This is a genomic window from Nibrella viscosa, assembly GCF_039541875.1.
Classification (GTDB): domain Bacteria; phylum Bacteroidota; class Bacteroidia; order Cytophagales; family Spirosomataceae; genus Nibrella; species Nibrella viscosa.
This window is the reverse complement of sequence record NZ_BAABHB010000006.1, coordinates 1-22543: the sequence shown is the minus strand read 5'-3', so window position 1 is coordinate 22543 and position 22543 is coordinate 1. Positions and strand designations below refer to the sequence as shown.

The 22543-nt window shown below is 54.4% G+C and carries 14 protein-coding genes; 10 read left to right on the top strand and 4 right to left on the bottom strand.

The genetic code is table 11. From position 1 onward, the window contains the following. Positions 1-136 precede the first annotated feature (136 nt). Positions 137-949 (top strand): hypothetical protein, encoded by an 813-nt coding sequence (locus ABD931_RS15860; RefSeq protein ID WP_345268775.1) that lies wholly within the window; start codon positions 137-139, stop codon positions 947-949. Positions 950-1043: 94 nt separating this feature from the next. Here ABD931_RS15860 and ABD931_RS15855 read toward each other — a convergent pair whose 3' ends face one another. After that, positions 1044-3293, bottom strand: a complete 2250-nt coding sequence (locus ABD931_RS15855) for a tetratricopeptide repeat protein (protein WP_345268774.1) — start codon at positions 3291-3293, stop codon at positions 1044-1046. Positions 3294-3448: 155 nt separating this feature from the next. Continuing rightward, positions 3449-4171: an NUDIX hydrolase gene (locus ABD931_RS15850; RefSeq protein WP_345268772.1), complete on the bottom strand. Its 723-nt coding sequence runs from the start codon at positions 4169-4171 to the stop codon at positions 3449-3451. Between the two features lie 98 nt (positions 4172-4269). Here ABD931_RS15850 and ABD931_RS15845 point away from each other — a divergent pair, with 98 nt between their 5' ends. Both ABD931_RS15845 and pyrE read left to right on the top strand, forming a co-directional pair. Then, positions 4270-5559: a hemolysin family protein gene (locus tag ABD931_RS15845; RefSeq protein ID WP_345268771.1), complete on the top strand. Its 1290-nt coding sequence runs from the start codon at positions 4270-4272 to the stop codon at positions 5557-5559. Between the two features lie 3 nt (positions 5560-5562). Beyond that, positions 5563-6189, top strand: a complete 627-nt coding sequence (gene pyrE / locus ABD931_RS15840; protein WP_345268770.1) for an orotate phosphoribosyltransferase — start codon at positions 5563-5565, stop codon at positions 6187-6189. 47 nt (positions 6190-6236) lie between these two features. Here pyrE and dprA read toward each other — a convergent pair whose 3' ends face one another. Then, the gene (gene dprA / locus ABD931_RS15835) at positions 6237-7349 is read right to left on the bottom strand and encodes a DNA-processing protein DprA (RefSeq protein WP_345269079.1); all 1113 of its coding nucleotides are present in this window, start codon (positions 7347-7349) and stop codon (positions 6237-6239) included. 406 nt (positions 7350-7755) lie between these two features. On the opposite strand from dprA, the gene ABD931_RS15830 reads away from it, so the two are divergent. Further along, on the top strand, positions 7756-11175 hold the full coding sequence (locus ABD931_RS15830; protein WP_345268768.1) for a metallophosphoesterase: 3420 nt from the start codon (positions 7756-7758) through the stop codon (positions 11173-11175). A gap of 95 nt (positions 11176-11270) precedes the next feature. Here the strand turns inward: ABD931_RS15830 and ABD931_RS15825 are convergent, their stop codons facing one another. After that, positions 11271-11609: a MerR family transcriptional regulator gene (locus tag ABD931_RS15825; protein ID WP_345268767.1), complete on the bottom strand. Its 339-nt coding sequence runs from the start codon at positions 11607-11609 to the stop codon at positions 11271-11273. Between the two features lie 157 nt (positions 11610-11766). Here ABD931_RS15825 and alaS point away from each other — a divergent pair, with 157 nt between their 5' ends. The 6 genes from alaS to ABD931_RS15795 all read left to right on the top strand — a co-directional run bounded on the left by alaS (position 11767) and on the right by ABD931_RS15795 (position 22360). After that, positions 11767-14421 carry an alanine--tRNA ligase gene (gene alaS / locus ABD931_RS15820; protein ID WP_345268766.1) on the top strand — a complete coding sequence of 885 codons (2655 nt, stop codon included), beginning with the start codon at positions 11767-11769 and terminating at the stop codon, positions 14419-14421. A 124-nt stretch (positions 14422-14545) separates the two neighbouring features. Continuing rightward, positions 14546-16231, top strand: coding sequence for a tetratricopeptide repeat protein (locus ABD931_RS15815; RefSeq protein ID WP_345268764.1), 1686 nt, complete (start codon positions 14546-14548; stop codon positions 16229-16231). A gap of 122 nt (positions 16232-16353) precedes the next feature. After that, positions 16354-17868: an ATP-binding cassette domain-containing protein gene (locus ABD931_RS15810; protein ID WP_345268762.1), complete on the top strand. Its 1515-nt coding sequence runs from the start codon at positions 16354-16356 to the stop codon at positions 17866-17868. 145 nt (positions 17869-18013) lie between these two features. Further along, positions 18014-19153 carry a helix-turn-helix domain-containing protein gene (locus ABD931_RS15805; RefSeq protein ID WP_345268761.1) on the top strand — a complete coding sequence of 380 codons (1140 nt, stop codon included), beginning with the start codon at positions 18014-18016 and terminating at the stop codon, positions 19151-19153. 93 nt (positions 19154-19246) lie between these two features. Beyond that, positions 19247-19945, top strand: a complete 699-nt coding sequence (locus tag ABD931_RS15800; protein ID WP_345268759.1) for an ABC transporter ATP-binding protein — start codon at positions 19247-19249, stop codon at positions 19943-19945. 12 nt (positions 19946-19957) lie between these two features. Next, positions 19958-22360 (top strand): ABC transporter permease, encoded by a 2403-nt coding sequence (locus tag ABD931_RS15795; RefSeq protein WP_345268758.1) that lies wholly within the window; start codon positions 19958-19960, stop codon positions 22358-22360. Positions 22361-22543 lie beyond the last annotated feature (183 nt).

Sequence of the window (22543 nt, the reverse complement as noted above, 5' to 3'; positions counted from 1 at the left end):
CCCTTTTAATAACAGTCAGGTTAAAGTCTTGCCTTCCAGTTAGGTAAAGCTTACCTTACCGCTACAATTCTTCTCACCAATAAACAACCACATTTTCAGTATTGTAACATTTTTACATAACAAAATCTCAACTCCCATGTGTAAACCAAATTTACTTGTAAGTCTGCTGCTGCTGGGTAGCGTTGTCCTGTTCGAGGGCTGCCAGTCTACCACCGACTCCCTCACGCCCGAAAACAGTCGCACCGATGCCAACAGCCGCGTAATCGCCAACGTTGAATCGATCGACGTAAAGCTGGAAGGTCGTCCTTGTTACGACGGCAACTGTGGAGGTTTTGAACAGTCAGTAGCACAGACACAGGCAACATTTCCGTCGTACAGCATTCTATACATTGACCCGGACGGAGGCCCCAGCGAGTGGTATTACTCAGTTACCACTGAGTCAACAGACCCGTATCCCACCGCCACCAGCAAAAATGGTAAAGCCACCAAACCATCAACAAAGACGATTACGGCGGGCTTAGGCAACGTAATTGTTCAGCTATCGACAACTGCGGAAGTACAGGCCAATAGTGAATGTCCTACGTTTTCGAATGTCTTAAGGGCGTATATAATTGTAGAGGAACAAGGACAGCTTTATAAAAGGAGGATCTATAATACCAGTACCGAATATGAAGGTCCCTACTTTACCGCGATGTTTAGCAATGGTGCTGTCTCTGGTTCCGACGGTAAAGGAACCCAGTGTAATGCGACCGGTCATTTTATTAAGTTTGAGAACTTACCGGCTAATATCGTGGGCTTTACCTACGTCCTGGACAAGCGCTATTACGTTGATTATTCTACGAATACTATTTGGATTAAAACCGGACGGGTTGGCGACAGCGGGAAGAATGTTAAGTGCTATGAGGATACAGCCGATGGTGGTCCAAGTTGTGATTTCTGGCCAAATTAACGCGTAGGAAAGTCTGTTATACAAGAAGAAGCAACGCCGAACCGGCGTTGCTTCTTCTTGTAAAGCCATAGCGTTCGCTACCTGTCCAGGAAAACTAAGCCCCCAACGGCAACCGAACGGTCATTTCGGTATACTCCCCCGGTTCCGATTCCACCAGTAGTTCACCGCCATGGACTTTCGTCACTATATCGTAGCTGAGCGACAGGCCTAAGCCCGTGCCTTCACCAGTCGGCTTGGTGGTAAAGAACGGCTGGTAAATTTTGTTGATGATCTCTTTTGGAATACCGGTTCCGTTATCCTTTACCCTGATTTCCAGCTTGCCGTTCTCCGTATGGGTACAAACGTCTATCCGGGGGTGGTAACCGGCAATTTTCAGTTTCTGCTTATCCAGAACGGCATAAAACGCATTGTTATACAGGTTGAGCAATACCCGGCCAATATCCTGCGGAATGACCTCCACTTTTTTCAGGTTCGGCTCCAGATGCACCCGAAGATCGGCGTTGAACTGGTCATTCTGCGCTTTCAAACCATGATATGAAAGGTGCAGATATTCGTTAGCCAGCGCATTAATATCGGTCAGTTCTTTCTGCCCGGTGCTGGTCCGGCTATGCTGCAGCATCCCTTTGACAATGGCACCCGCCCGGCCGCCGTGGTGGTTGATCCGCTGCAGGTTCTGACTTAGATCGTGCAGAATTTCATCGGCATATGCTTTCTCCGACTCGGGCAGGGCCAGAATTGGTCCTTCTTTCAGTTCATCGATCAGCTGCACCGAAAGCTCCGAGAAGTTATTGACAAAATTCAGGGGGTTCTGTATTTCGTGGGCGATGCCGGCCGTCAGCTCACCCAGCGAGGCCATTTTCTCAGCCTGAATCAGTTGCGCCTGCGTAGCTTTCAGCCTGATCAGGGTGTCTTCCAGTTCATCCCGCTGGGTCTCAACTTCTTCTTTCTGCTCGCTCAGTTCCTCATTTAGCACCAGTAAACGCCGGGCCTGATCATCAATCTCCTGCTTCTGGCGCTTCAGCAGGGCATTGGCCCGTTGTTTGATGCGGTTGTTGCGCCACAGCAAAATGGCCAGGCCAACTACCAGCACCAAGCCGGTAATAATAGCGTACAAAAGTTGCCGCTGCCGGCGGGCCTCTTCGGCCTGCAGGTTTTTGTCTTTAACCAGGAGTGCTATACGCGATTCCTTCTTGGCCAAATCGTAATTATACTGCTGCAAAATAACTTTCTTGGCGGTATTTTCATTCAGCAGACTGTCTTTATACCCCATATAAATCTGCTGGTACTGGTACGCCCTGGCAAAATCGCTGGACCGGGCGTATGATTCAGCCAGCACCTGACTGGCATCCCGGCTGTATTCTTTCAGACCGGTTTGCTGAGCTACGTTAAACGCCCGGAGACCATACCAGCGGGCACTATCAGGATGGTTGGTATGCAGGTACGCTCTGGCCAGAATATCCGAACAAAAAGCAACCCCCTCCTGATCGTCCATCTCCTTAGACACGGCTAAGGCCCGGAAGGCGAGCGGAAAGACCAGCTCGTATTTGCCCTGTTTCTCGTAAAGGTTGGCCAGGTTGCTTTCAACAAAACTTATAAAGAAGCTGTTATTTAGTTCCCGGGCCACCGCTAAGGCTTTCGTGTACATGTCTATGGCTTTCGCATCTTCGCCCAGTAAGCGATAGGCTTCGGCGGCATTATTGAATCCCTTGAACAGCCCGCTTTTTGAGCCCGACCGTTCTTTGCTTTTCAAGGCTCTCAGGTGGTAAAACAATGCCTGGTTATAATCGCCTAATGAATGATAGACCAGCCCAACATCCGATAAAATATTTGCTATCAGTTTTTCGTCTTTGCTTTTTTCGGCGTGTTTCAAGGCTTCCAGTAAATACTCCATACCCTGTACATAGTTGCCCTGGAAATAATGTACATCCCCAATGAGCTCATAAACCGATGCCCGCAGGTTTAGATCGTTGAGTGCATTGGCAGCCCTGGCCGCCTGCTGCCCAATAGAGAGGGCCTGCTTAAAATTACTTTCTTCCCGGTAGGTATCGGCCAGAATAAACAGGGCCTTGGCCTCTCCTTCCCGATACCGAAGCTTACGCGCCAGGGTCAGCGCATCTTCCGCCACGGCACGTCGCTGCTTCGGTTGAGCCCGGTAAAGATTGCCCAGGTCGAAAAGCAATTTCACCCGGCTGGTATCAGCCTGGGGATGATTTTTGAGCAATGCCTGCAGGCTATCAATGGCTTGCTGTTTATTCTGCCCCAGACACGACATGCCGGCATTCAACAATAAACAAACTGTAGCCACGACCAATAAAATAGCCTTTTTTGGAGAATATAACCGCATACCTGAGTTATTTAGGTGACGTAGTCACCATTAGCTACCAACAAACATACAAGTAATTGCCTTACCTCCGGGCACACCGTTTCTGCGCTGCGAACCGGCAAAATACTCATAAATCTGGCTCGTCATCACCAGGATCGGGTTATTTTCTTTAGTACCTATTCTTCCTCCTTTGGCTCCTGCTCGTAAACCGATTCGATCACATAGCGGATTGAGCTGAATGAGTTAGTAAGTGCGAGCTGCGCCTGCCGTCGATCCATCCAGGCCAGTTGCTCGATATCTTCATCTTCCTGCGGGGCCATTCGGCTCTCGTCGACGCAGATCATGCGGTACCATTTGGTGCGCTTCAGAATCCGGCTGCCGTTGAAGGTATACGTATGCCAGGTGGTGCATATTTTATCGTCGAGGTCTACACGCAGCCCAGTTTCTTCTTCCACTTCCCGCATGGCCCCCTCCCGGGAAGACTCGCCCTCGTCGAGCTTGCCTTTGGGTAGATCCCAGACGCCCCGGCGAAACATCAGCAGCATCTGATCGCCCTTAAAAACGACTCCTCCGGCCGCTTTCACCACTTTAAATAGGCTTTTCATCCGCTCTTCGGCCACTTTTTTGTCGACACAAAAAAGGGTTACCGACGACAGATGGCTTATATCGGCCGTTTGCAGGAGGCTTACCAGCTTTTCTACCGTCGAGGGCGTAGCGTTCAGCACCAGCAGGTGCCCCTGCAAGGCGTCAGGTTTTAGAATTTCCAGCCGGGCATCCAGAATATGGTCATAGTCGGAAAAACGTTCCAGGTGGTCACCGCCGTGACGGGCATCGCGGTGGCGCGAGGCTACTTTCGGACCGGTTAAGCGTATAGGCCGGTCGTCAATGAAGACAATCATGCAGTAAAGAACAGTTCGTGTAACAAAAATAGCAAAACCCTGTTCTTTTGACACGATAAAAGATTTGATAATTTTGCGTCACCCAACCTGACTCCTTTGTGGAAATTGCCATAATTCTGTTACTCACTATACTAAACGGAATCTTTTCGATGTCGGAAATTGCGCTGGTGTCTTCGCGCAAATCCCGGCTTGAAACCGCAGCCAAAAACGGCGACCAGAAAGCCCAGACGGCTCTCAATCTCGCCAACGCACCTAACCGCTTCCTGTCTACCGTCCAGATTGGGATTACCCTTATTGGTATTTTGCTCGGTATTTTCAGCGGGGATAAAATTACCAGCGACGTGCAGGCCTTTGTGGCTCAATTTGAAATACTGGCCCCTTACGCCAAATCCATTGCCGTTGTTCTGGTCCTGATTCTCCTGACTTACACCTCGCTGGTATTAGGTGAACTGGTTCCCAAGCGCATCGGTCTTTCCAACCCGGAGGGTATTGCCAAGACCATGGCCGCCCCCATGATTCTGCTGTCGCGAATCACCTCCCCGTTTATCAGCCTGCTCAGCTTATCCAGCGACCTGCTGATCCGAGTTCTGCGTATACGGCCAAACGAAAACGCGGTTACGGAAGAAGAGATTAAAAGCCTGATTCAGGAAGGCACTACCGGTGGGGTGATCGACGAAATTGAGCAGGAGATTGTACAGAATGTGTTTCACCTGGGCGACCGGCGCATTACGTCGCTGATGACCAACCGCCAGGAAATCGTATACCTGGACCTGGAAGCCGATCCCGCCGAAAACAAACAGAAAATTCTGGAGTACAAGCACTCGGTTTATCCGCTGTGTAACGATGGCGTTGATGAGGTTGTTGGCCTGATCTACAGCAAAGACCTGCTGGGTAAAGACCTGGACGACGAACTGCTTCAGCTCAGCGATTTAAAACGCGATGTACTCTACATTCCGGAAAACAACCGCGCCTACCAGGTGCTCGAGCGCTTCCGCGAACGGCGGCAGTACGTCGGCATTATCGTGGACGAATACGGTGGGGTGATGGGTATGGTTACCCTGAACGACATCCTGGATGCGCTGGTTGGTGACATTTCGGAGGGAGATGACCTGGATTATGAGATCGTGGAACGGGAAGATGGCAGTTTCCTGATTGATGCCCAGCTTCCCTTCGATGATTTCCTGAATCATTTCGATATTACCATCTCGGCTCAAAACCGACGCGACCTGACGGGGTTTGATACCCTGGGCGGCTTTGCCCTGCATATCCTGAAAGATATTCCGAAAGTTGGGGAAAGTTTTATCTGGCAGGCTTACCAGTTTGAAATTATTGACATGGACAAAAGCCGGATCGACAAGATGCTGGTGACGAAGGTGATTGAGGAGTAAATTATGATGAAACAAGAAGTTGCCCGTCGGTTGCTCGACGTAAAAGCCGTACAGCTACGCCCTGAGGCCCCCTTTACCTGGAGTTCAGGCTGGAAATCGCCGATCTACTGCGATAACCGGGTGACGCTTTCCTTTCCGGAGGTGCGCACGTTCATTAAAAATGCGCTGGCCGACACCATCCGGCAGCAGTACCCGGCAGCCGACGTGATAGCGGGGGTAGCTACGGCCGGTATTGCACAGGGTGCCCTGGTGGCTGAAGTGCTGAACCTCCCCTACTGCTACGTGCGCCCGGAGCCCAAAAAGCACGGTATGGGCAACCAGATTGAAGGACGCATCGAAGCCGGGCAAAAAGTAGTGGTAATTGAAGACCTGATCTCGACCGGCGGCAGTTCGCTGAAAGTGGTGGAGGTACTTCGGCAGGCCGGTGCCGAGGTGCTGGGCATGGCCGCCATTTTCTCTTACGGCTTCCCCATTGCGGCCGAAAACTTCGCCCATGCCGGCGTTCCCCTCCTTTGCCTTAGCGATTACGAGACCCTCATTCAGGAAGCGCAGCAGTTAAACTACATCGCTTCAGATAGCCTGGCTTCATTGGCGGCCTGGCGGCAGAATCCGGCGGAGTGGGGTTTGTAGCCCGGAATTGTATTCCGGTTTTTTGTAGGCCGAAATGTAATTCCGGTTTACACATACACCACCTGGTACTTCTTCCCCGGCAGCGTGCGCACAAAGCCGCGAAACTCCAGGTTGAGCAGGAGAGAGGCCAAACGGCCCATAGGTATCTGGCTGCGCCAGCTCAGATCGTCGATGTGCATGTCGGTTTGCTGCCGCAGCAGGGCCATGAGCTGGCTTTCTTCTTCGGTAATGTCCAGCGGCAGGACAGGCGTTTCGGTGCGGGGGGTGTTGCCTTTGGCCGGCTGGTCCCAGTTTAGCGCTTCGATCAGGTCGGTGGGGCGGGTGTAGATCTGCGCCCGGTTCTCCCGGATGAGTTTGTTGCAGCCCTGCGAAAAGGTCTGATTCAGGTGGCCGGGCACGGCAAACACCTCACGGTGATAGTTATTGGCGTAAGTCGCGGTAATAATTGCCCCACCTTTGGTGGCCGCTTCCACCACCACAACGGCATCACTCAGCCCGGCAATGATGCGGTTACGGGCCGGAAACAGGTGGGCATCCGGCTTCACGCCCGGCCGGTTCTCCGTTACCAAACCGCCGTTTACAAGCATCTCCTGCGCCGTTTTCTGATGCACGGTCGGGTAAATAATATCGAGGCCGCTGGCCATAACGCCGATGGTTGGCAGTTGCTGCGCCAGGCTGGCCCGGTGGGCGGCAATGTCGATGCCGTAAGCGAGTCCGCTGATGATGACTACCCCGTACGGCTGCAGGGCCTGAATGAGTTCTTCGGTTGTCCGGCGCCCATACTCCGTAGCCTGCCGGGTGCCAACCAGCCCGATGGTGCGGGCGGCATTCAGGTCAACATTCCCTTTTACATACAGCAGCGAGGGGGCATCGTACAGTCCCTTCAACCGGGTAGGGTACGCTTTATCGGTATAGAACAGGGCGCGGGCGTTCAGTTTCTCCAGCCGGTTCAACACCGTCTCTGCTTCGGTGAGTATTGCCGGTTGCCGGATGGCGCGGGCCGTTACCTCGCCAATACCGGGCACTTTTAGCAAAGCAGGTAGTGAGGCCTGAAAAACACCGGTAGCCGAGCCGCAGTAGCTGACCAGTTGCCGGACCAGAATATCACCGACGCCGGGTACCAGCGTTAGGGCAATTTGATGCAAAGTGTCGCTAGAAATGTTCACGGTGCTAAATTCCCCCAATTTTGCCATACCTGACCGTTAAATTTTTCTTAAAGTTTTGGGGTAGATTGTTATCAATTGGGTGGCAAGGGTCTAAGATTCAACCTGCCCAACCAAACCCTGTCCGAAGACAAACTCGCCCTGACCCAACCGGAAAAGCCGCGCTGGTAGCCTTTATGAAAGCGCTGACGGATGTACCGGGCGCGCCGACCCGTGAGGCCGTCGTACGACGGTGATGCGTTCTGCCTGACGGTTACCCCTATTTACTCTCCTGCCGCAACGCCGGTTTAGCCGTAGCCGGACCGTTTTTTTTCACCCCGGCTGATAACCTCTCCCCGATTCGCTGATAATCAAATGCAGGCCTCGCGGCTGCATCCCTGAAAACCGCTAAATGCCTTTGACTATGAAAAAGCTTTTATGGATTATCAGCACCATCACCTGCCTGTGGGCAGGACCACACAGCCAGGCAAGCGCGCAGACGACAACGATCATTGCGTCGGGCGACATCTGGAAGTATCTGGCCATCGGAGCGGCTCCCGCTTCGGCCAACTGGAAAGGGGGCGGTCCTTTTGATGATTCGGCCTGGCCTTCCGGTCCGTCACAACTCGGCTACGGCAACGATGGCGAAGTTACCCTGATCCCTTTTGGGCCTGATCCCAGCAACAAGTACATTACCACCTACTTCCGCAAGACCATCACCCTCTCCGATGCCTCCGGCACATTCCAGATCGATTACATGCGCGACGACGGTATCGTGCTGTACATCAACGGCCAGGAGGTAACGCGGGAGTACATGCCGGCGGGTCCGGTTTCCTACAGTACCCTCTCCACCGGAATCCCGGAATCGGAGGAGCCGCTGTGGAAAACCATTACCGTGCCGGCCAATGTCCTGAAGGTTGGTACCAACGTGATTGCCGCCGAAATTCATCAGGTCTCTCCTACGAGTTCCGACATTCGTTTTAACCTGAAACTCTACAAAACCTCTTCGCTGGTACGCGGTCCTTATCTGCAGATGGGGACACCAACGGCCATGACCCTGCGCTGGCGCACAGGCCAGGCCAATCTGGGGCGGGTACAATACTGGACCACCGCGCCCAACAGTCTTACCGCGAAAGTTGATGAGACAAACTCGACCACGGAACATGAGGTCCGGCTAACGGGGCTTACACCAAACCAGACTTATTACTATGCGATCGGCAGCACCGACGGCAGCGTATGGCAATCGGATCCGGATAACGTCTTTGTAACGGCTCCGCTGGCCGGCGCTTCCAAAAAGACACGCATCTGGGCCCTGGGTGATTTCGGCAACGGCAGCGACCGGCAAAAAAAAGTCAATCAGGCCTTCCAGACCTATATGGGGAATACCTATATCGACATGTGGCTGTGGCTGGGCGATAATGCCTACGGATGGGGGCTGGATGAGCAATACCAGGACAATGTGTTCGGGGTTTACGGCTCGCAGCGCATTATGAAGCAGACCCCGATTTATGCTACCCCCGGTAACCACGATTACCGCAATAATGGCGAGGACCCCAGCGACCCCAACACCCGCAAACACCACAAAATAGCCTATTACGACATTGTCAACAATTTTAAAGCCGGCGAAGGTGGTGGCGTGGCTTCGGGTAAAGAAGAGTATTATTCGTTCAACTACGGCAACATCCATGTAATCAGTCTGGACTCCTACGGCTATGAGGAGTGTATCCGGAATGCCGACAATACCTATACCTGTCCCTACTCGATTCTGGACCCCAACGCTCCCCAGATGAAGTGGCTGGAACGGGATCTGGCGGCTGCCCAGACCGATCCGAAAATCACCTGGATTATCGTCATTACCCATTATCCCCCCTACTCGATGGGCACCAAAGATTCAGACGTGGACCCCGAACTCATCAATATCCGCCAGCGGCTGGTTCCGGTGCTGGAAAAGTATTCCAAAGTCGATTTGCTGCTGACCGGCCACAGCCACGTCTACGAGCGCTCTTACCTGATGAAAAAAGGACACTATGGCCTCGAAGCCACCTTCGACCACAAAGCGCCGGACGCCAACAACGGCTCGTCCAGCGGCCGGTTCGATGGCACACCCAACTCCTGCTATTACCACAAAAGTACGGCCGATCCCAACAGCTACCTGGTGTATGTCGTCAACGGATCAGGGGGTGCCTGGGCATCCAATGGGGTCTATCCTAAATGGCCGCACAACGCTATGCAGGCTTCGCATGACATTGGCGGCTCCATGCTGCTGGAAATCGACGGAAACCGGCTCGATGCGAAGTTCATCACGGAAAATGGCGAAGTGAAAGACCAGTTCACCATCTTTAAAGACACGGAAGCTTTCGGTATTCCGAAAACCGACGGTACCACCCGTACTGCTTCCTGCGAATGCACTGATGTAAGTGGGTATACGCACTACACTGATAAAGACGCGAATCTGCTGCTGTCGGTTAAGAAAGATGGACAGTCTATAGGCCGCGTCGGTGATGGGTACTTTGATCTGAGGCTACAGGGTGCCGCCGGGGCTACTAAAATCCCGGCCGGCAACGGTGCAAACTACGTAACGGCACCAGCGGGATGGTCGGTCATGAACCGCTTCTGGTCGCTGAAACCCACCCAGGAACCGGTGAACCCCGTGCTGGTGCGCCATTACTACCAGAGTGCCGACCTCCAGGCGATCAACAGCCGCCTGTCGGCCGCCCTGTCTCACCAGCAGCTAAAGGTGTTCAAGATTAACAGCGACGGCAGCACCTCATACAACCCGAACCCCGCGCTGGGTCATACCGGTATTCCGAAAGCAACAGCCTATAATACCAACGGTGCCTGGATTTATAACAACGGCAACGGCGCGTCTACGTCCATCTGGACCTACAGCGCCCTGATAAATGGACACCACTACGCCGAGTACCAGGTAGCGAAACTGAGCAGCGGTGGCGGTATAGGAGGGCCAAGCCCATTCGGCACCACAACTCAGCCCGCCTGTGCCACCATGATTGCCTCAGGCGACTTCTGGAAATACCTGGCCATCGGCGCGGCCCCCGCTTCTGAAGCCTGGAAAGGCGGCAGTGCCTACGATGATCTCTGCTGGTCGGAAGGCCCATCACAACTCGGCTACGGTGACGATGGCGAAAAGACGGTAGTTCCTTACGGTCCCGACCCCAACAACAAGTTTATTACTACCTACTTCCGCAAAACCCTTAACCTGGCAGACGTCACCGGCACATTCACGCTGGATTATCAACGCGACGACGGTATCGTGCTGTACATCAACGGCATTGAGGTAAAACGGGAGTACATGCCGGCAGGACCAGTCTCCTACACCACCCTCTCCACCGGAATGCCCGAATCCGAAGAGCCGCTGTGGAAGACCTTTACCGTGCCGGCCAATGTCCTGAAAGCCGGTACCAACGTGATTGCCGCCGAAATTCACCAGGTATCACCCACCAGTTCAGATATTCGGTTCGACCTGCGGCTACAGACGTGCACCAGTACAACAACTATGACCAGCACCGCCGTGAGTAGTACCAGCACGACAATGCCGGGTGGAAATCGCGATCTGATTACCGGCACAACCGGTCAGTCGGTTCAGGAGGCAATAAACGTGCTCGTGTATCCGAACCCGGTTCAGAACGGCAAAATATATTTTACGCCGGCACTTACCTACCAGTCGTACATAATGACGAATCTGCAGGGCCGGATTTGTAAAGAGGGAACACAGCCGGGCACACTGTACGGTATGGATGTGTCAGATCTGCCGGTAGGTGTGTACATCCTGGTCAGCCAGGATGCCGATGGAAAAACCAGTCAGTTTAAAATCGTCAAACAGTAAGGGAGTTATGAGTTATGAGTGAAGAGATATGAGTTGTTGCGCCGGTCTTAATTCCTCACCACCGGGCGGCCCCGGCTTAATTATTAACTCTTCACTCATAACTCTTCACGCTCAATACCGTCCCGCAGGTTCTGTAGAAACCCTTTTATCTCCTGTAATTTAGCAATCATCTTTGCATTTTCGCTCTGCGCTAACGAGCGGCTTTTCAGGTATTCACGGGCCCCGCGCAAGGTATACCCTTTCTCCTTTACCAGCGTAAGAATTTCCTTCAGGTGGTCAATATCCACTTTGGTATATATCCGATCGCCCGCCCTGTTTTTACGAGGCTTCAGTGTCGGAAACTCTTTCTCATAGAACCGCAGCTGCGAAATTTCGACGCCTAACAGTTCGGCGACCTCCCGGATACCGTAGTATCGTTTGTTCAACTCCTCCATACGACAAACTTCTGTTCTGTCAGGGTAAAACACAAGAATTGCCGTAAATTTGCAGCTCAGTCGATAGTTGTTAGTCAGTAGTCGATAGTGGATGGTCGATAGTGGCTTTCTGCGCAACACTAACGACTTTCGACTGACGACTATCGACTAATAGCTTATGACTTCTTCTGAGATCCGACAACACTATTTAGACTTTTTCCGCAGCAAGCAGCACCTTATTGTGGCCTCGGCCCCGCTGGTGGCGAAGAATGACCCGACGCTGATGTTCAATAACTCGGGCATGGCGCAGTTCAAGGACTTTTTTCTGGGCAACGGAACGCCACCCGCTAACCGCGTGGCCGATACGCAGAAATGCCTGCGCGTGTCGGGTAAGCACAACGACCTCGAAGATGTCGGCTTCGACACCTACCACCATACCATGTTCGAGATGCTGGGCAACTGGTCGTTTGGTGATTACTTCAAGAAGGAAGCCATCGAATGGGCGTGGGAACTGCTCACCGACGTCTATAAACTGCCGAAAGACCGGCTGTACGTATCGGTGTTTCAGGGCGACGAAAAAGACAATGTACCCTTCGATCAGGAGGCCTGGGACCTCTGGAAACCTATTGTGGGCGAAGACCGGATTATTCTCGGAAACAAGAAAGATAACTTCTGGGAAATGGGCGATACCGGCCCCTGCGGCCCCTGCTCCGAAATTCACGTCGACCTGCGCCCGCAGGAAGAGGTAGATCAGAAGCCGGGTAAGGAACTGGTCAACGCCGACCACCCGCAGGTGGTGGAGATCTGGAACCTTGTTTTCATGCAGTTCAACCGCAAGGCCGACAGCTCACTGGAACCGCTGCCCGCCCGGCACGTAGATACGGGTATGGGTTTTGAGCGGCTGTGCATGGCCATTCAGGGCAAGAAGTCAAACTACGACACCGACGTGTTTACCGGTACGATCCGGGTAATTGAAGAGCTTTCGGGTCAGACCTACCAGGGCACGATGGCGAAGTCGGACGTAGCCATGCGCGTGATTGCCGACCACATCCGGGCTGTCTCCTTCGCCATTGCCGACGGACTGGTGCCGTCTAACGTCCGGGCCGGTTACGTAATCCGCCGGATTCTGCGCCGGGCCATCCGCTACGGCTATTCGTACCTGGGCTTTACGGAGCCGTTTATGACCAAACTGGTACCCACGCTGGCGCTTCAGTTTGCGGCTGTTTTCCCGGAACTGAATGCCCAGCGCGATTTTGTGGCAACCGTCATTCGTGAAGAGGAAATTTCGTTCCTGCGTACCTTAGGTCAGGGTCTGCGCCGTCTCGATCAGATCATTGGGCAGCTAACCGATACCGGCAAAGACACCATCGACGGAGAAACCGTTTTTGAACTGAACGATACGTTCGGCTTCCCCGCCGACCTGACGGCCCTCATCGCCCGCGAACAGCGGCTCAAAATTGACGAAGAAGGCTTCCAGAACGCCCTGGCACAGCAGAAAGCCCGTTCGCGCAAAGACGCAGCCTCCTCGGCCGGTGACTGGGTGGAACTGGCAGATACGGATCGCGTAGATTTTGTCGGGTATGACTACGTAGAGGGCGACGCCAACATTGTAAAGTACCGCAAAGTACAGAACAAGCAGGGCACGCAGTACCATATCGTGCTGGACCGCACGCCGTTCTACGCCGAATCGGGCGGGCAGATCGGCGACACTGGTCACCTGATTCTGGACCTGGACAAAGCCGATTCAGTACTCGTCAAGATTATTGACACCCGGAAAGAAAACGACCTGATCATTCATATCTCCGACGCCAAAGATATTGACGAAGCGCTGAACGCGGCCATTGCCGTGAAAGCGGTTGTCAGCGCCGACCGTCGGGATCTGATCATGAACAACCACACGGCTACCCACCTGCTCCACGCGGCCCTGCGTGAGGTACTGGGGCCGCACGTGGCCCAGAAAGGCTCGTACGTGGGTCCGGATGCCCTACGCTTCGACTTCTCGCACTTTGCCAAAATGACCGACGAAGAACTCGATCAGGTAGAGCATATCGTAAACCAGAAAATCCGCGAGAATATCCCGCTGGACGAAAAGCGCAACGTGCCCATCGATCAGGCGAAACAGATGGGGGCCACCGCCCTGTTCGGCGAAAAGTACGGCGATTTTGTGCGGGTGATTACCTTCGACCCCGGCTACTCCGTTGAACTCTGCGGGGGTACGCACGTATCCGCTACGGGGCAGATCGGTTTGTTTAAATTCATATCGGAAGGCTCGGTTTCGACGGGTGTCCGCCGGGTAGAAGCCATCACGGCCGACAAAGCCCTCGCTCTGATGCGGGAGCAGCAGGCGACGCTGGATGAACTGAAGGAGCTGTTAAAAGCGCCAAAAGATGTGGTTAAAGCCGTACAGAGCCTGCTGGAGGAGCGGAATCAGTTGCAAAAGAAAATTGAAGCGCTGGAGAACGAGAAACTACAGCAGGTGAAAGAACAGTTGCTGCAACACGCCGAAGCCATAAACGGCTATACCGTACTGGTGCAACGGGTCGATGTGCCCTCGGCCGATGCGCTGAAGCAACTCGCCTACGACCTGAAAGCCAAGGTAGAGAACCTGGCGCTGGTACTGGGTGCCGACATCAACGGCAAACCCCAACTGGCGGTGATGCTGGCCGACGAGATCATCAAAGAAAAGAACCTCCACGCCGGCAATATGGTCAAGGAACTAGCCAAAGAAATCCGGGGTGGTGGCGGTGGCCAACCCTTCTTTGCCACGGCCGGTGGCTCCGATACCAGTGGCCTCGACCGGGCGCTGGCCAAAGGCCGGGAATTGTTAAGCTAACGAAACAGGAAAGGCCGGGTCATGCATCCGGCTTTTTTGTTTAACCGAACACGAACAGTTCTGCAAACTTTTTGGAGGAGAGCGCCGTAACCCGTACCTTACCTGAGAATCAATCAGCACTGCCATGACCCGACTGTATTTCCACTCGCTCCTGCTGGCCCTGCTCACGGGATTCCTGTTCAAACTAGGTGGGCGTTCTGTTGAACCAGCCGTATTCGAAAAGGCAGTCCCCTACCCCGATACCGCCATTCCGATCTGTGGTGCTACCCAAACGGGCGGTATTCCGCAAAACATACTCAATCAGCCGGTGACCCTTCGCACCAATATCGGTGCCTATCCCTTTCCAACATCGACCAGATCGCCGAAGGCGCAGGCCTTTTTTGAACAGGGAATGGCGCATCTGCACGGCTACCAACTGGTCGAAGCCGTTCGCTCCTTCCACGAAGCACTCCGGCATGACTCCACCATGGCGATGGCCTATGTGGGACTAAGCCGGGCGTACGTTCAGATGGAGTTTCAGCCGTACGCTGCCGCCCGCAACGCTGCGGAACAGGCCAAAGCACTGGTAACGTATGCCTCGGAGCGCGAAAAGGAACATATCGACCTGCGTTTTGCGCAGCTAAAAGCCCTTGAATCGGTGGGCGATCTAAAGGCCCTGGACGAATACCGGCAGCGCCTGAAAACTGCCCTGAAACACTTTCCCGCTGATGCCGAACTGTGGCTGTTGTCCGGTAACGCCTACGAAGAGTCGGCGCTCGGCCGGGGGCAGGGCAGTTCGCCGGCCAGTATCGCCATTTACGAAAAAGTTCTTCAGATAGCGCCCGACCACCCGGCGGCTCACCACTACCTGATTCATGCCTACGAAGGGATGACTGATTACGAAAAAGCCCTCTATCATGGCGAGGCTTACGCCCGGCTCTCCCCCCGCCTGCCCCACGCCCTGCATATGTACGCGCATGACCTGATGAAAACCGGCAAGGTGGACGAAGCCATTGCACAGATGAAAGCTGCCGACGCCATTGAACGGGAGTTGTACGAGTCGGCACCCTATAAGGCCGAATACGACTGGCACCACGGGCACAATATTGCGCTGCTGGCGCTCAGCTACCAGTACCAGGGCCGCCTTAAAGAAGCCGAAGCCCTGGCCAGGGAAAGCTACGCTATGGGCTACCCTACAGATACCAACTTCCTGTACTATCGGAAAAAGAGCCTGCCTGAACTCTTGTTTGTGCAGGGCCGCTATCAGGAGATATTGCCCATTGCTCAGTCGCTAATTATCGCCAAAACGCCCGCCGAGCGGCTTCTTGGTCATTATTTCCTGGGACTTCTCCAGTTGCAGCAGCAAAACCTGTCTGCCGCCCAAAAGAGCCATAAAGCCGCCGAAGCGCAGTTGGCCCTGATTAAGCCGGTTTATCCGACTACACGTTTGGCTGGTTTTGTAAAGCCTTACCCGAAATTTCTGGCTGCCCTGATCCGCCTGCACCATACAACCACCGACGCAGCCGGGCTGGCCGAGATCCGGGCGTTTCAGAAAGCGGCCCGCGACCAGTACGGGCCCGACGGCTGGATTGAAGCCCTCTTCCAGTTGGAGATGATTGCCGATGCAGCATTAAAAGGACCGAACACCGGTTTTGCCAAAGAAGCCGTGCAGGTGCTGGCCGACCATGATCCGGCCTATCCGGGTACTCATTACCTGCAAGCCAAACTGGCCCAGCTCAACGGCGATCGTAAAACCGCCGACCAGCAACGCGAACTGGCCGTAAAAGGGTGGTCAAAAGCCGATAAGGAATTTACCCAACGCATTTTCTAAGCTTTCCGCATACTGTCTGCCCCACTCCCTGCCGCCCCACTGTAAAGTGGGGCGGTTTTTTATTCCCCAACTTCGGCGGCTATTCATTTTCTTTGTACCGCTATTGGTTAAATAAATCAGTAATGCCCACCGAAACGCTCCTTCAGCTCGACAATGCAACGGTTCGCCGACCAGACGGTGTAGTCCTTAAAAACATAAACTGGGCACTGAACGCCGGCGAACACTGGGCTATAACCGGCCCCACCGGTTCCGGTAAATCGTCCCTGCTGGATACGCTGTCCGGCCGGCTACCCGTCCTGTCCGGTCACTTCCATCACCCGGCAGGACCTTTGCGCGATACGGTCGAACGAGTGGCCAATGATTACCGGTTCGACCGGCGGGTGGCCTCGGCCGCCCAGTTTTACCAGCAGCGCTTCAACGCCGATACCGCCGAAGAATCGCCTACCGTCTGGGAAGTACTCCAGAATCAGGTGCGGCCGGTTGGCACACACGATCTCAATTCGGTACCGCTGCCGCCCCCGGCTTATCCGGAAAACTGGCTGGCCGAAGTAGCCGGTCAGGTAAACATTTCCCATTTATTAGAGCGGAAACTGACCTCGCTGTCGAACGGTGAAACCCGCCGGACGCTGCTGGCCCGGTCGCTGCTGCGTCGCCCACGAATATTGCTACTCGACAATCCGTTTGTCGGGCTGGATGTAGACAGTCGGCAGCGGCTGCATCAGGTACTCAACACTGTTGCCGCTGAGGGTATTTCGCTGGTACTGGCCACATCGGTACAGGAGATACCAGCCTGCATTACCCAGGTGCTTACGCTGCAAGATGGTACCATCGCCGGGTCGGCGCCTAAAGCAGCTCAAGTGCAACTACCCAATCAATCGCCCGACCACGACGCGCTCACCAATCCGGAGCTGCTTCGGCAATGGCATACCACCACACCAGCCGCGTTCACCCATGCCGTGCAGATGCAGGGGGTATCGGTGCAGTACAACGAGCAGACGGTGCTGGATAACATAAACTGGACAGTACGCCGGGGCGACAAATGGGCCGTTCTGGGTCCGAACGGCTCCGGCAAGTCGACCCTGCTCAGTCTGATTACCGCCGATAATCCGCAGGGTTACCGCAACCACTACAGCCTCTTTGACCGCAAACGCGGCACCGGCGAAAGCATCTGGGACATTAAGCAGAAGATCGGCTTTGTCTCCCCCGAAGTTCACCTCTATTTCCCCCGCGACCTGACGGTATGGAAAGCCGTAGCCTCCGGTTTGTTCGATACCGCCGGGCTGTTCCGGAAGCTAACCCATGAACAAACCGAACAGACCCACTTCGTACTGAATCTGCTGAAGCTGGAAGACCTGCGTGACAAACGCTTTGCGCAGTTATCTACGGGTCAACAGCGGTGGGTGCTGCTGGCGCGGGCGCTGGTCAAGAACCCGCCCCTGCTTATTCTGGATGAACCCTGCCAGGGCCTCGATCCGGAGCATACCATCCAGTTCCGGAACCTGATTGATAAGCTTTGTCAATCGTCCGACCGTACGCTATTATACGTCTCCCACTACGCTGAGGATATTCCGCGCTGCGTAACCCGAGTCCTGAGGCTGACTGCCGGTAAGGGTGTGGTCGACTGGTTACATGGTTGATTGGTTCGCCGGGAACTAGTCAGCCAATAAACCAATCATTTAATGAACCAATCAACCTGTCCAACAGGATACTATTGGACGCTTTTGGGACTCCAATACCCATTTTTATAGCGTAATTCGCACGTTCACTTTTGTGTAAAAACCTGTGGCGGCATTCTTCGAACAACTTTCACTCATTATTGCCAATGCGGGTATTGTTCTGGGTGTATTTGTGACCCTGCTGCTGACCAGCAAGTCGGTGCGGGAGAGCCGGGCCAATCTGTTTCTATCCATCCTGCTGCTGGCGATGTCGTTCAGCATCTTGCATATCCAGTACGCCGGTCGGGTGATCGATCATTTCGCGTTTAATGTCTTTTCGCTGGGTGACCCTACATTTCTGCTGATTGGTCCTCTGTTATGGCTGTATATGCAGGAGCTGACCGGTCACAGAACCCGGTGGTCGTTCCGGCTGGTGCTGCATTTTGTTCCGTTCCTGGCAGTTATTTTCCTGTCGACTACGCTGAACCGATTCTTCTCCGGCAGTGAGGCATTGGCCTTTCTGGGCGGGCATCGTGGCTGGCTGGCCATTTCGTTCTGGGTATTCATCGTTATCCAGTTTTCGGGGTATCTGTACGTGATGAACAAGCGTTGGCGGGCGTACCAGCTACTCGTTGAACAGGAGGTATCCAATACGGAGCATGTGAGCCTGGCGTGGGTGCAGTTTTTTATGGGTGTATTTCTGGGCATCCTGCTCTTTTTCCTGCTCGTGCTGCTTAACCAGATTCACCACGGTAATTCGGTATGGGTATGGCGTACCATGGCGGTGATTTTCTCCTTGTCGGTCTTTGCACTCGGCTACAAGGGCATTTTGCAGAAAGAGATCTTTCATGTTGACCGAACCCAACCCGAGGTTGTACCCCCAGCCGCCCCCTCTCCTGCACCAGAACCGGAAAGCCCTAAATCTGATCCGCAGCTTGTTGACCGGTTACTCCGGTTTATGGAAGACGAAAAACCCTATCTCGATCCTGAGCTGACACTCAGCAGCCTGGCCAAACGGCTTAACCTTAGTCGAAGTGTGCTGTCGCAGCTCATCAACGAGGGTGTGGGTGATAATTTTTACAATTTTGTCAACCGATACCGGGTCGAGCAGGTGAAGGCGTTTATGAACGACCCCACTATGAAACACTACAATCTGCTAGGGCTGGCGCTGGAAGCCGGCTTTAAATCCAAATCGACGTTTAACCTCATCTTCAAACGATTTACGGGTTTGACACCAAGCGAATACCAGCAAACCCTATCCATATAATCCGTCCATCCGGATATTAGACGTCCACCTGGATTCTGCCGGACGACCCGCCGACCTTTGTTTGCCAATATTGCCCAAAAAACGACGAACAAGGTGCAACCCAAACACGTTATCGAACTGGTCAACGTCAGCAAAGCGTTTACGCTGGCCGCTGGTGCCTTTCAGGCGCTGAAACAAGTGAGCCTCTGCATTGAGGCCGGGCAATTGGTGGCCGTAACCGGCAAATCCGGCAGTGGCAAATCGACCCTGCTCAATCTGATTACCGGTATTGATAAACCCTCCGAGGGCAGTATTACGGTCAATGGTATACGCATCGATAAACTACCGGAGGGTGCCCTGGCCTCCTGGCGGGGGCGTACCATCGGTGTGGTGTTCCAGTTCTTTCAGTTGCTGCCCACGCTCACCATCCTGGAGAATGTGATGCTGCCGATGGACTTCTGCAACACATACCCGAAACGGGAGCGCAAAGAACGGGCACTCCGGTTACTGAATCAGGTCGGTATCGGCGATCAGGCCGATAAGTTTCCGTCGGCGCTGTCGGGGGGTCAGCAGCAGCGGGCCGCCATCGCCCGCGCCCTGGCCAACGACCCGCCGGTTATCGTGGCCGACGAGCCCACCGGCAATCTTGATTCGCAAACAGCTACTGCGATCTTCCAGTTGTTTGCGTCGCTGGCGCAGACCGGCAAAACCGTTATTGTGGTTACCCACGAGAAAGAGTTCTCCGCCTGGTTCGAGCATACCATTGCCCTGGCCGATGGGGAGATTGTCGACGAACCGGCCGTACCTGCTTAACCCACCGATGCCATGACGATCAGATACCGAAAAGTCTTGCGGGACGTTACGTCCGATTATACCAAAAATTTCATGCTGGTGCTGGCGATTGCCATCGGCGTGTTCGGCATCGGCTGCATCCTGGGTGGTTATGCCGTCGTCAACCGGGAGATGACCGCCAACTACCTGGGTACCCGGCCGGCATCGGCCACCATTGAACTGGAACAGGCCATTTCGCGGGAGTTGGCCGACAGTGTGAAAATGCTACCCGGCATCCGGGATGCCGACCGACGTGCTACGCTGGTGGCTCGCATGAAGGTTGCAGACAAGTGGTACCCGCTGTTGCTGTTTGTCATGGATAATTTCAGTAACCTCCGCATCAGTAAATTCCATCGCGTATCGGGAGCAGCCGAGCCAATGGTTGGCACGATGCTGGTCGAACGCACGGCGCTGGACATGATGAATGCCACCGAAGGTGCCAATATCGCTGTTAAGACGCGGCATAGCACACCTATGCCGGTGCGCATCAGCGGAACCGTCCACGATCCGGCGCTGGCACCAGCCTGGCAGGAACAGGCCGGGTATGCTTACATTACTCTGGAAACACTTCGCCGGCTGGGGGAAACCCAGGGCTTCAACCAACTCAAAATACAGGTAAGTGCCAACGGGCGTTCTGCCCCGCACATAACCCGGCAGGCCGGAGCGGTGTCTGCCTGGCTGGAAAAACGAGGGTATACCATTCATGAGATCCAGGTCCCCCCACCGAATAAGCACCCGCACCAGGGGCAGATGAACGCCGTGATGACGATCTTCATCGTCTTTAGCTTCCTGATTCTGATTCTGGGTTCATTGCTGGTGGCTACCTCTATGGCTACCCTGATGGTGAAGCAGGTCCGCCAGATTGGGGTAATGAAAGCCATCGGGGCTAACTCCCGGCAGATTGCCGGCTTATATCTGTTCATGATGCTCTTGTTGTGTGTAGCCGCGCTATTCACTGGTATCCCGCTCAGTCGATGGGCAGCCTCGCTCCTTTACAACCGGATCGCCATGCTGCTCAACCTTGAACTGACGGATAGTTCCCTTCCGTTCTGGGTATTAGTAGTGCAGGCAGGGGCCGGTATTCTGATCCCCATGCTGGCGGTGGCGGTGCCGGTGATCCGGGGAAGTCGCCGGTCGGTGCGGCAGGCACTGGACAACTACGGCGTATCGCAGACCAGGCCGATCCGTTCAGGCTGGATTGTGGCGCTGAGCCGGATTCAATGGCTGGGAGATACCCTCCGGCTGTCGCTCCGGAATGTTTTCCGCCAGCCCGCCCGGCTTTCGCTGACGCTGGGGCTGCTGGCAACCGGCGGTGCCCTGTTTATGACGGCCCTGAATGTATCCGAAGCCTGGAACGACAACCTGCGCCGGATCTACACGCAGCGGCTGTATGATCTGGAAATCCGGTTAAACGAACCTGTGCAGGCGAGTGTCGTTCTGCCAAAACTAAAGGCTATTGCCGGGGTAAAGGTTGTGGAGGCTGGTAGTTCTGTCTCCGCTTCCATCCGAAAGGACGGTCCTTATGACATTACCCACACCTATCCCGACAAAGGACACGGCAGCTTTACCATTCAGGCCCTGCCGATTGACACCAAATCAATAAAGCCAAATCTTACTGAAGGCCGCTGGCTGAGTAAGCCGGAAGCGGCAGAGGTAGTATTGAACCAACTGGCCCGCAGCAAAGACCTTAAACTCGGCGCTACCATAACCCTATCGGTAGACGGAAGAGCAATGACCTGGACCATCGTGGGCTTTACGGAAGATGTGGGCACACCGGCCACCGCATACGTTTCCTCACAGGCGTACGCCAGGTATGCGAATACAGCCGGACAATCGAATCTGCTGCGCGTCGGGTTCAATGACCGCTCACGAGCCTATGTCGCCGGTAAAACCCGTGCCGTAGAAGCGATACTGGAGCAGCAAAACATTTCTGTGCGGGCGAGTGTACCCGTCTGGCTGCTGCGCAATGCCATTGCCGGTCACATGCGAATTTTAATCAACTCCCTGCTGGCCATGGCCATGCTGATGGCGCTGGTGGGTACGCTCGGTCTGCTCTCTACCATGAGCATGAGCATGCTGGAACGCACCCGCGAAATTGGCGTCATGCGGGCCATCGGGGCCACGCCGGCCACCATCCGCAACCTGATCGTGTGGGAAGGTTTGGTGATCGGCGTCCTGAGTATCGTGCTGGCGGTGGCTTTTTCGCTGGCCCTGTCGGTATGGCTGGGCCGTTTTATCGGCAATATGTCGTTCCGAACCCCGCTGGGCCTTACCGTTTCTCCGTTGGCTATGGCTATCTGGATCGGTATTATTGGGATCGGCACGTACCTGGCCACGGTATTTCCCGCCCGACGAGCCAATAGGCTTACCACCCGGGAAGCGCTGGCGTATGAGTGATCTTGTTGATTGGTTGATGGGTATAGCCGGCTACTTCAACTCATAACTCATAACTCTAATACTTTGAGCAGTTAATATCTATGCTTAGGCAGCTCTACGCTGCCAGAACTGCCAATCCACCCTATCCAGCCGATTTACATCAACTAAGCCCTCCTGGCTGAGTTGATGATATATCCGCGTCCA

What these genes read in the sequence shown, in the direction of transcription:
- alaS (WP_345268766.1), top strand. Translation starts at nt 11,767, where the DNA reads ATGACTTCTTCTGAGATCCGACAACACTATTTAGACTTTTTCCGCAGC.
- ABD931_RS15830 (WP_345268768.1), top strand. Translation starts at nt 7,756, where the DNA reads ATGAAAAAGCTTTTATGGATTATCAGCACCATCACCTGCCTGTGGGCA.
- ABD931_RS15860 (WP_345268775.1), top strand. Translation starts at nt 137, where the DNA reads ATGTGTAAACCAAATTTACTTGTAAGTCTGCTGCTGCTGGGTAGCGTT.
- ABD931_RS15850 (WP_345268772.1), bottom strand. Translation starts at nt 4,171, where the DNA reads ATGATTGTCTTCATTGACGACCGGCCTATACGCTTAACCGGTCCGAAA.
- ABD931_RS15795 (WP_345268758.1), top strand. Translation starts at nt 19,958, where the DNA reads ATGACGATCAGATACCGAAAAGTCTTGCGGGACGTTACGTCCGATTAT.
- ABD931_RS15855 (WP_345268774.1), bottom strand. Translation starts at nt 3,293, where the DNA reads ATGCGGTTATATTCTCCAAAAAAGGCTATTTTATTGGTCGTGGCTACA.
- pyrE (WP_345268770.1), top strand. Translation starts at nt 5,563, where the DNA reads ATGATGAAACAAGAAGTTGCCCGTCGGTTGCTCGACGTAAAAGCCGTA.
- ABD931_RS15815 (WP_345268764.1), top strand. Translation starts at nt 14,546, where the DNA reads ATGACCCGACTGTATTTCCACTCGCTCCTGCTGGCCCTGCTCACGGGA.
- ABD931_RS15810 (WP_345268762.1), top strand. Translation starts at nt 16,354, where the DNA reads ATGCCCACCGAAACGCTCCTTCAGCTCGACAATGCAACGGTTCGCCGA.
- ABD931_RS15825 (WP_345268767.1), bottom strand. Translation starts at nt 11,609, where the DNA reads ATGGAGGAGTTGAACAAACGATACTACGGTATCCGGGAGGTCGCCGAA.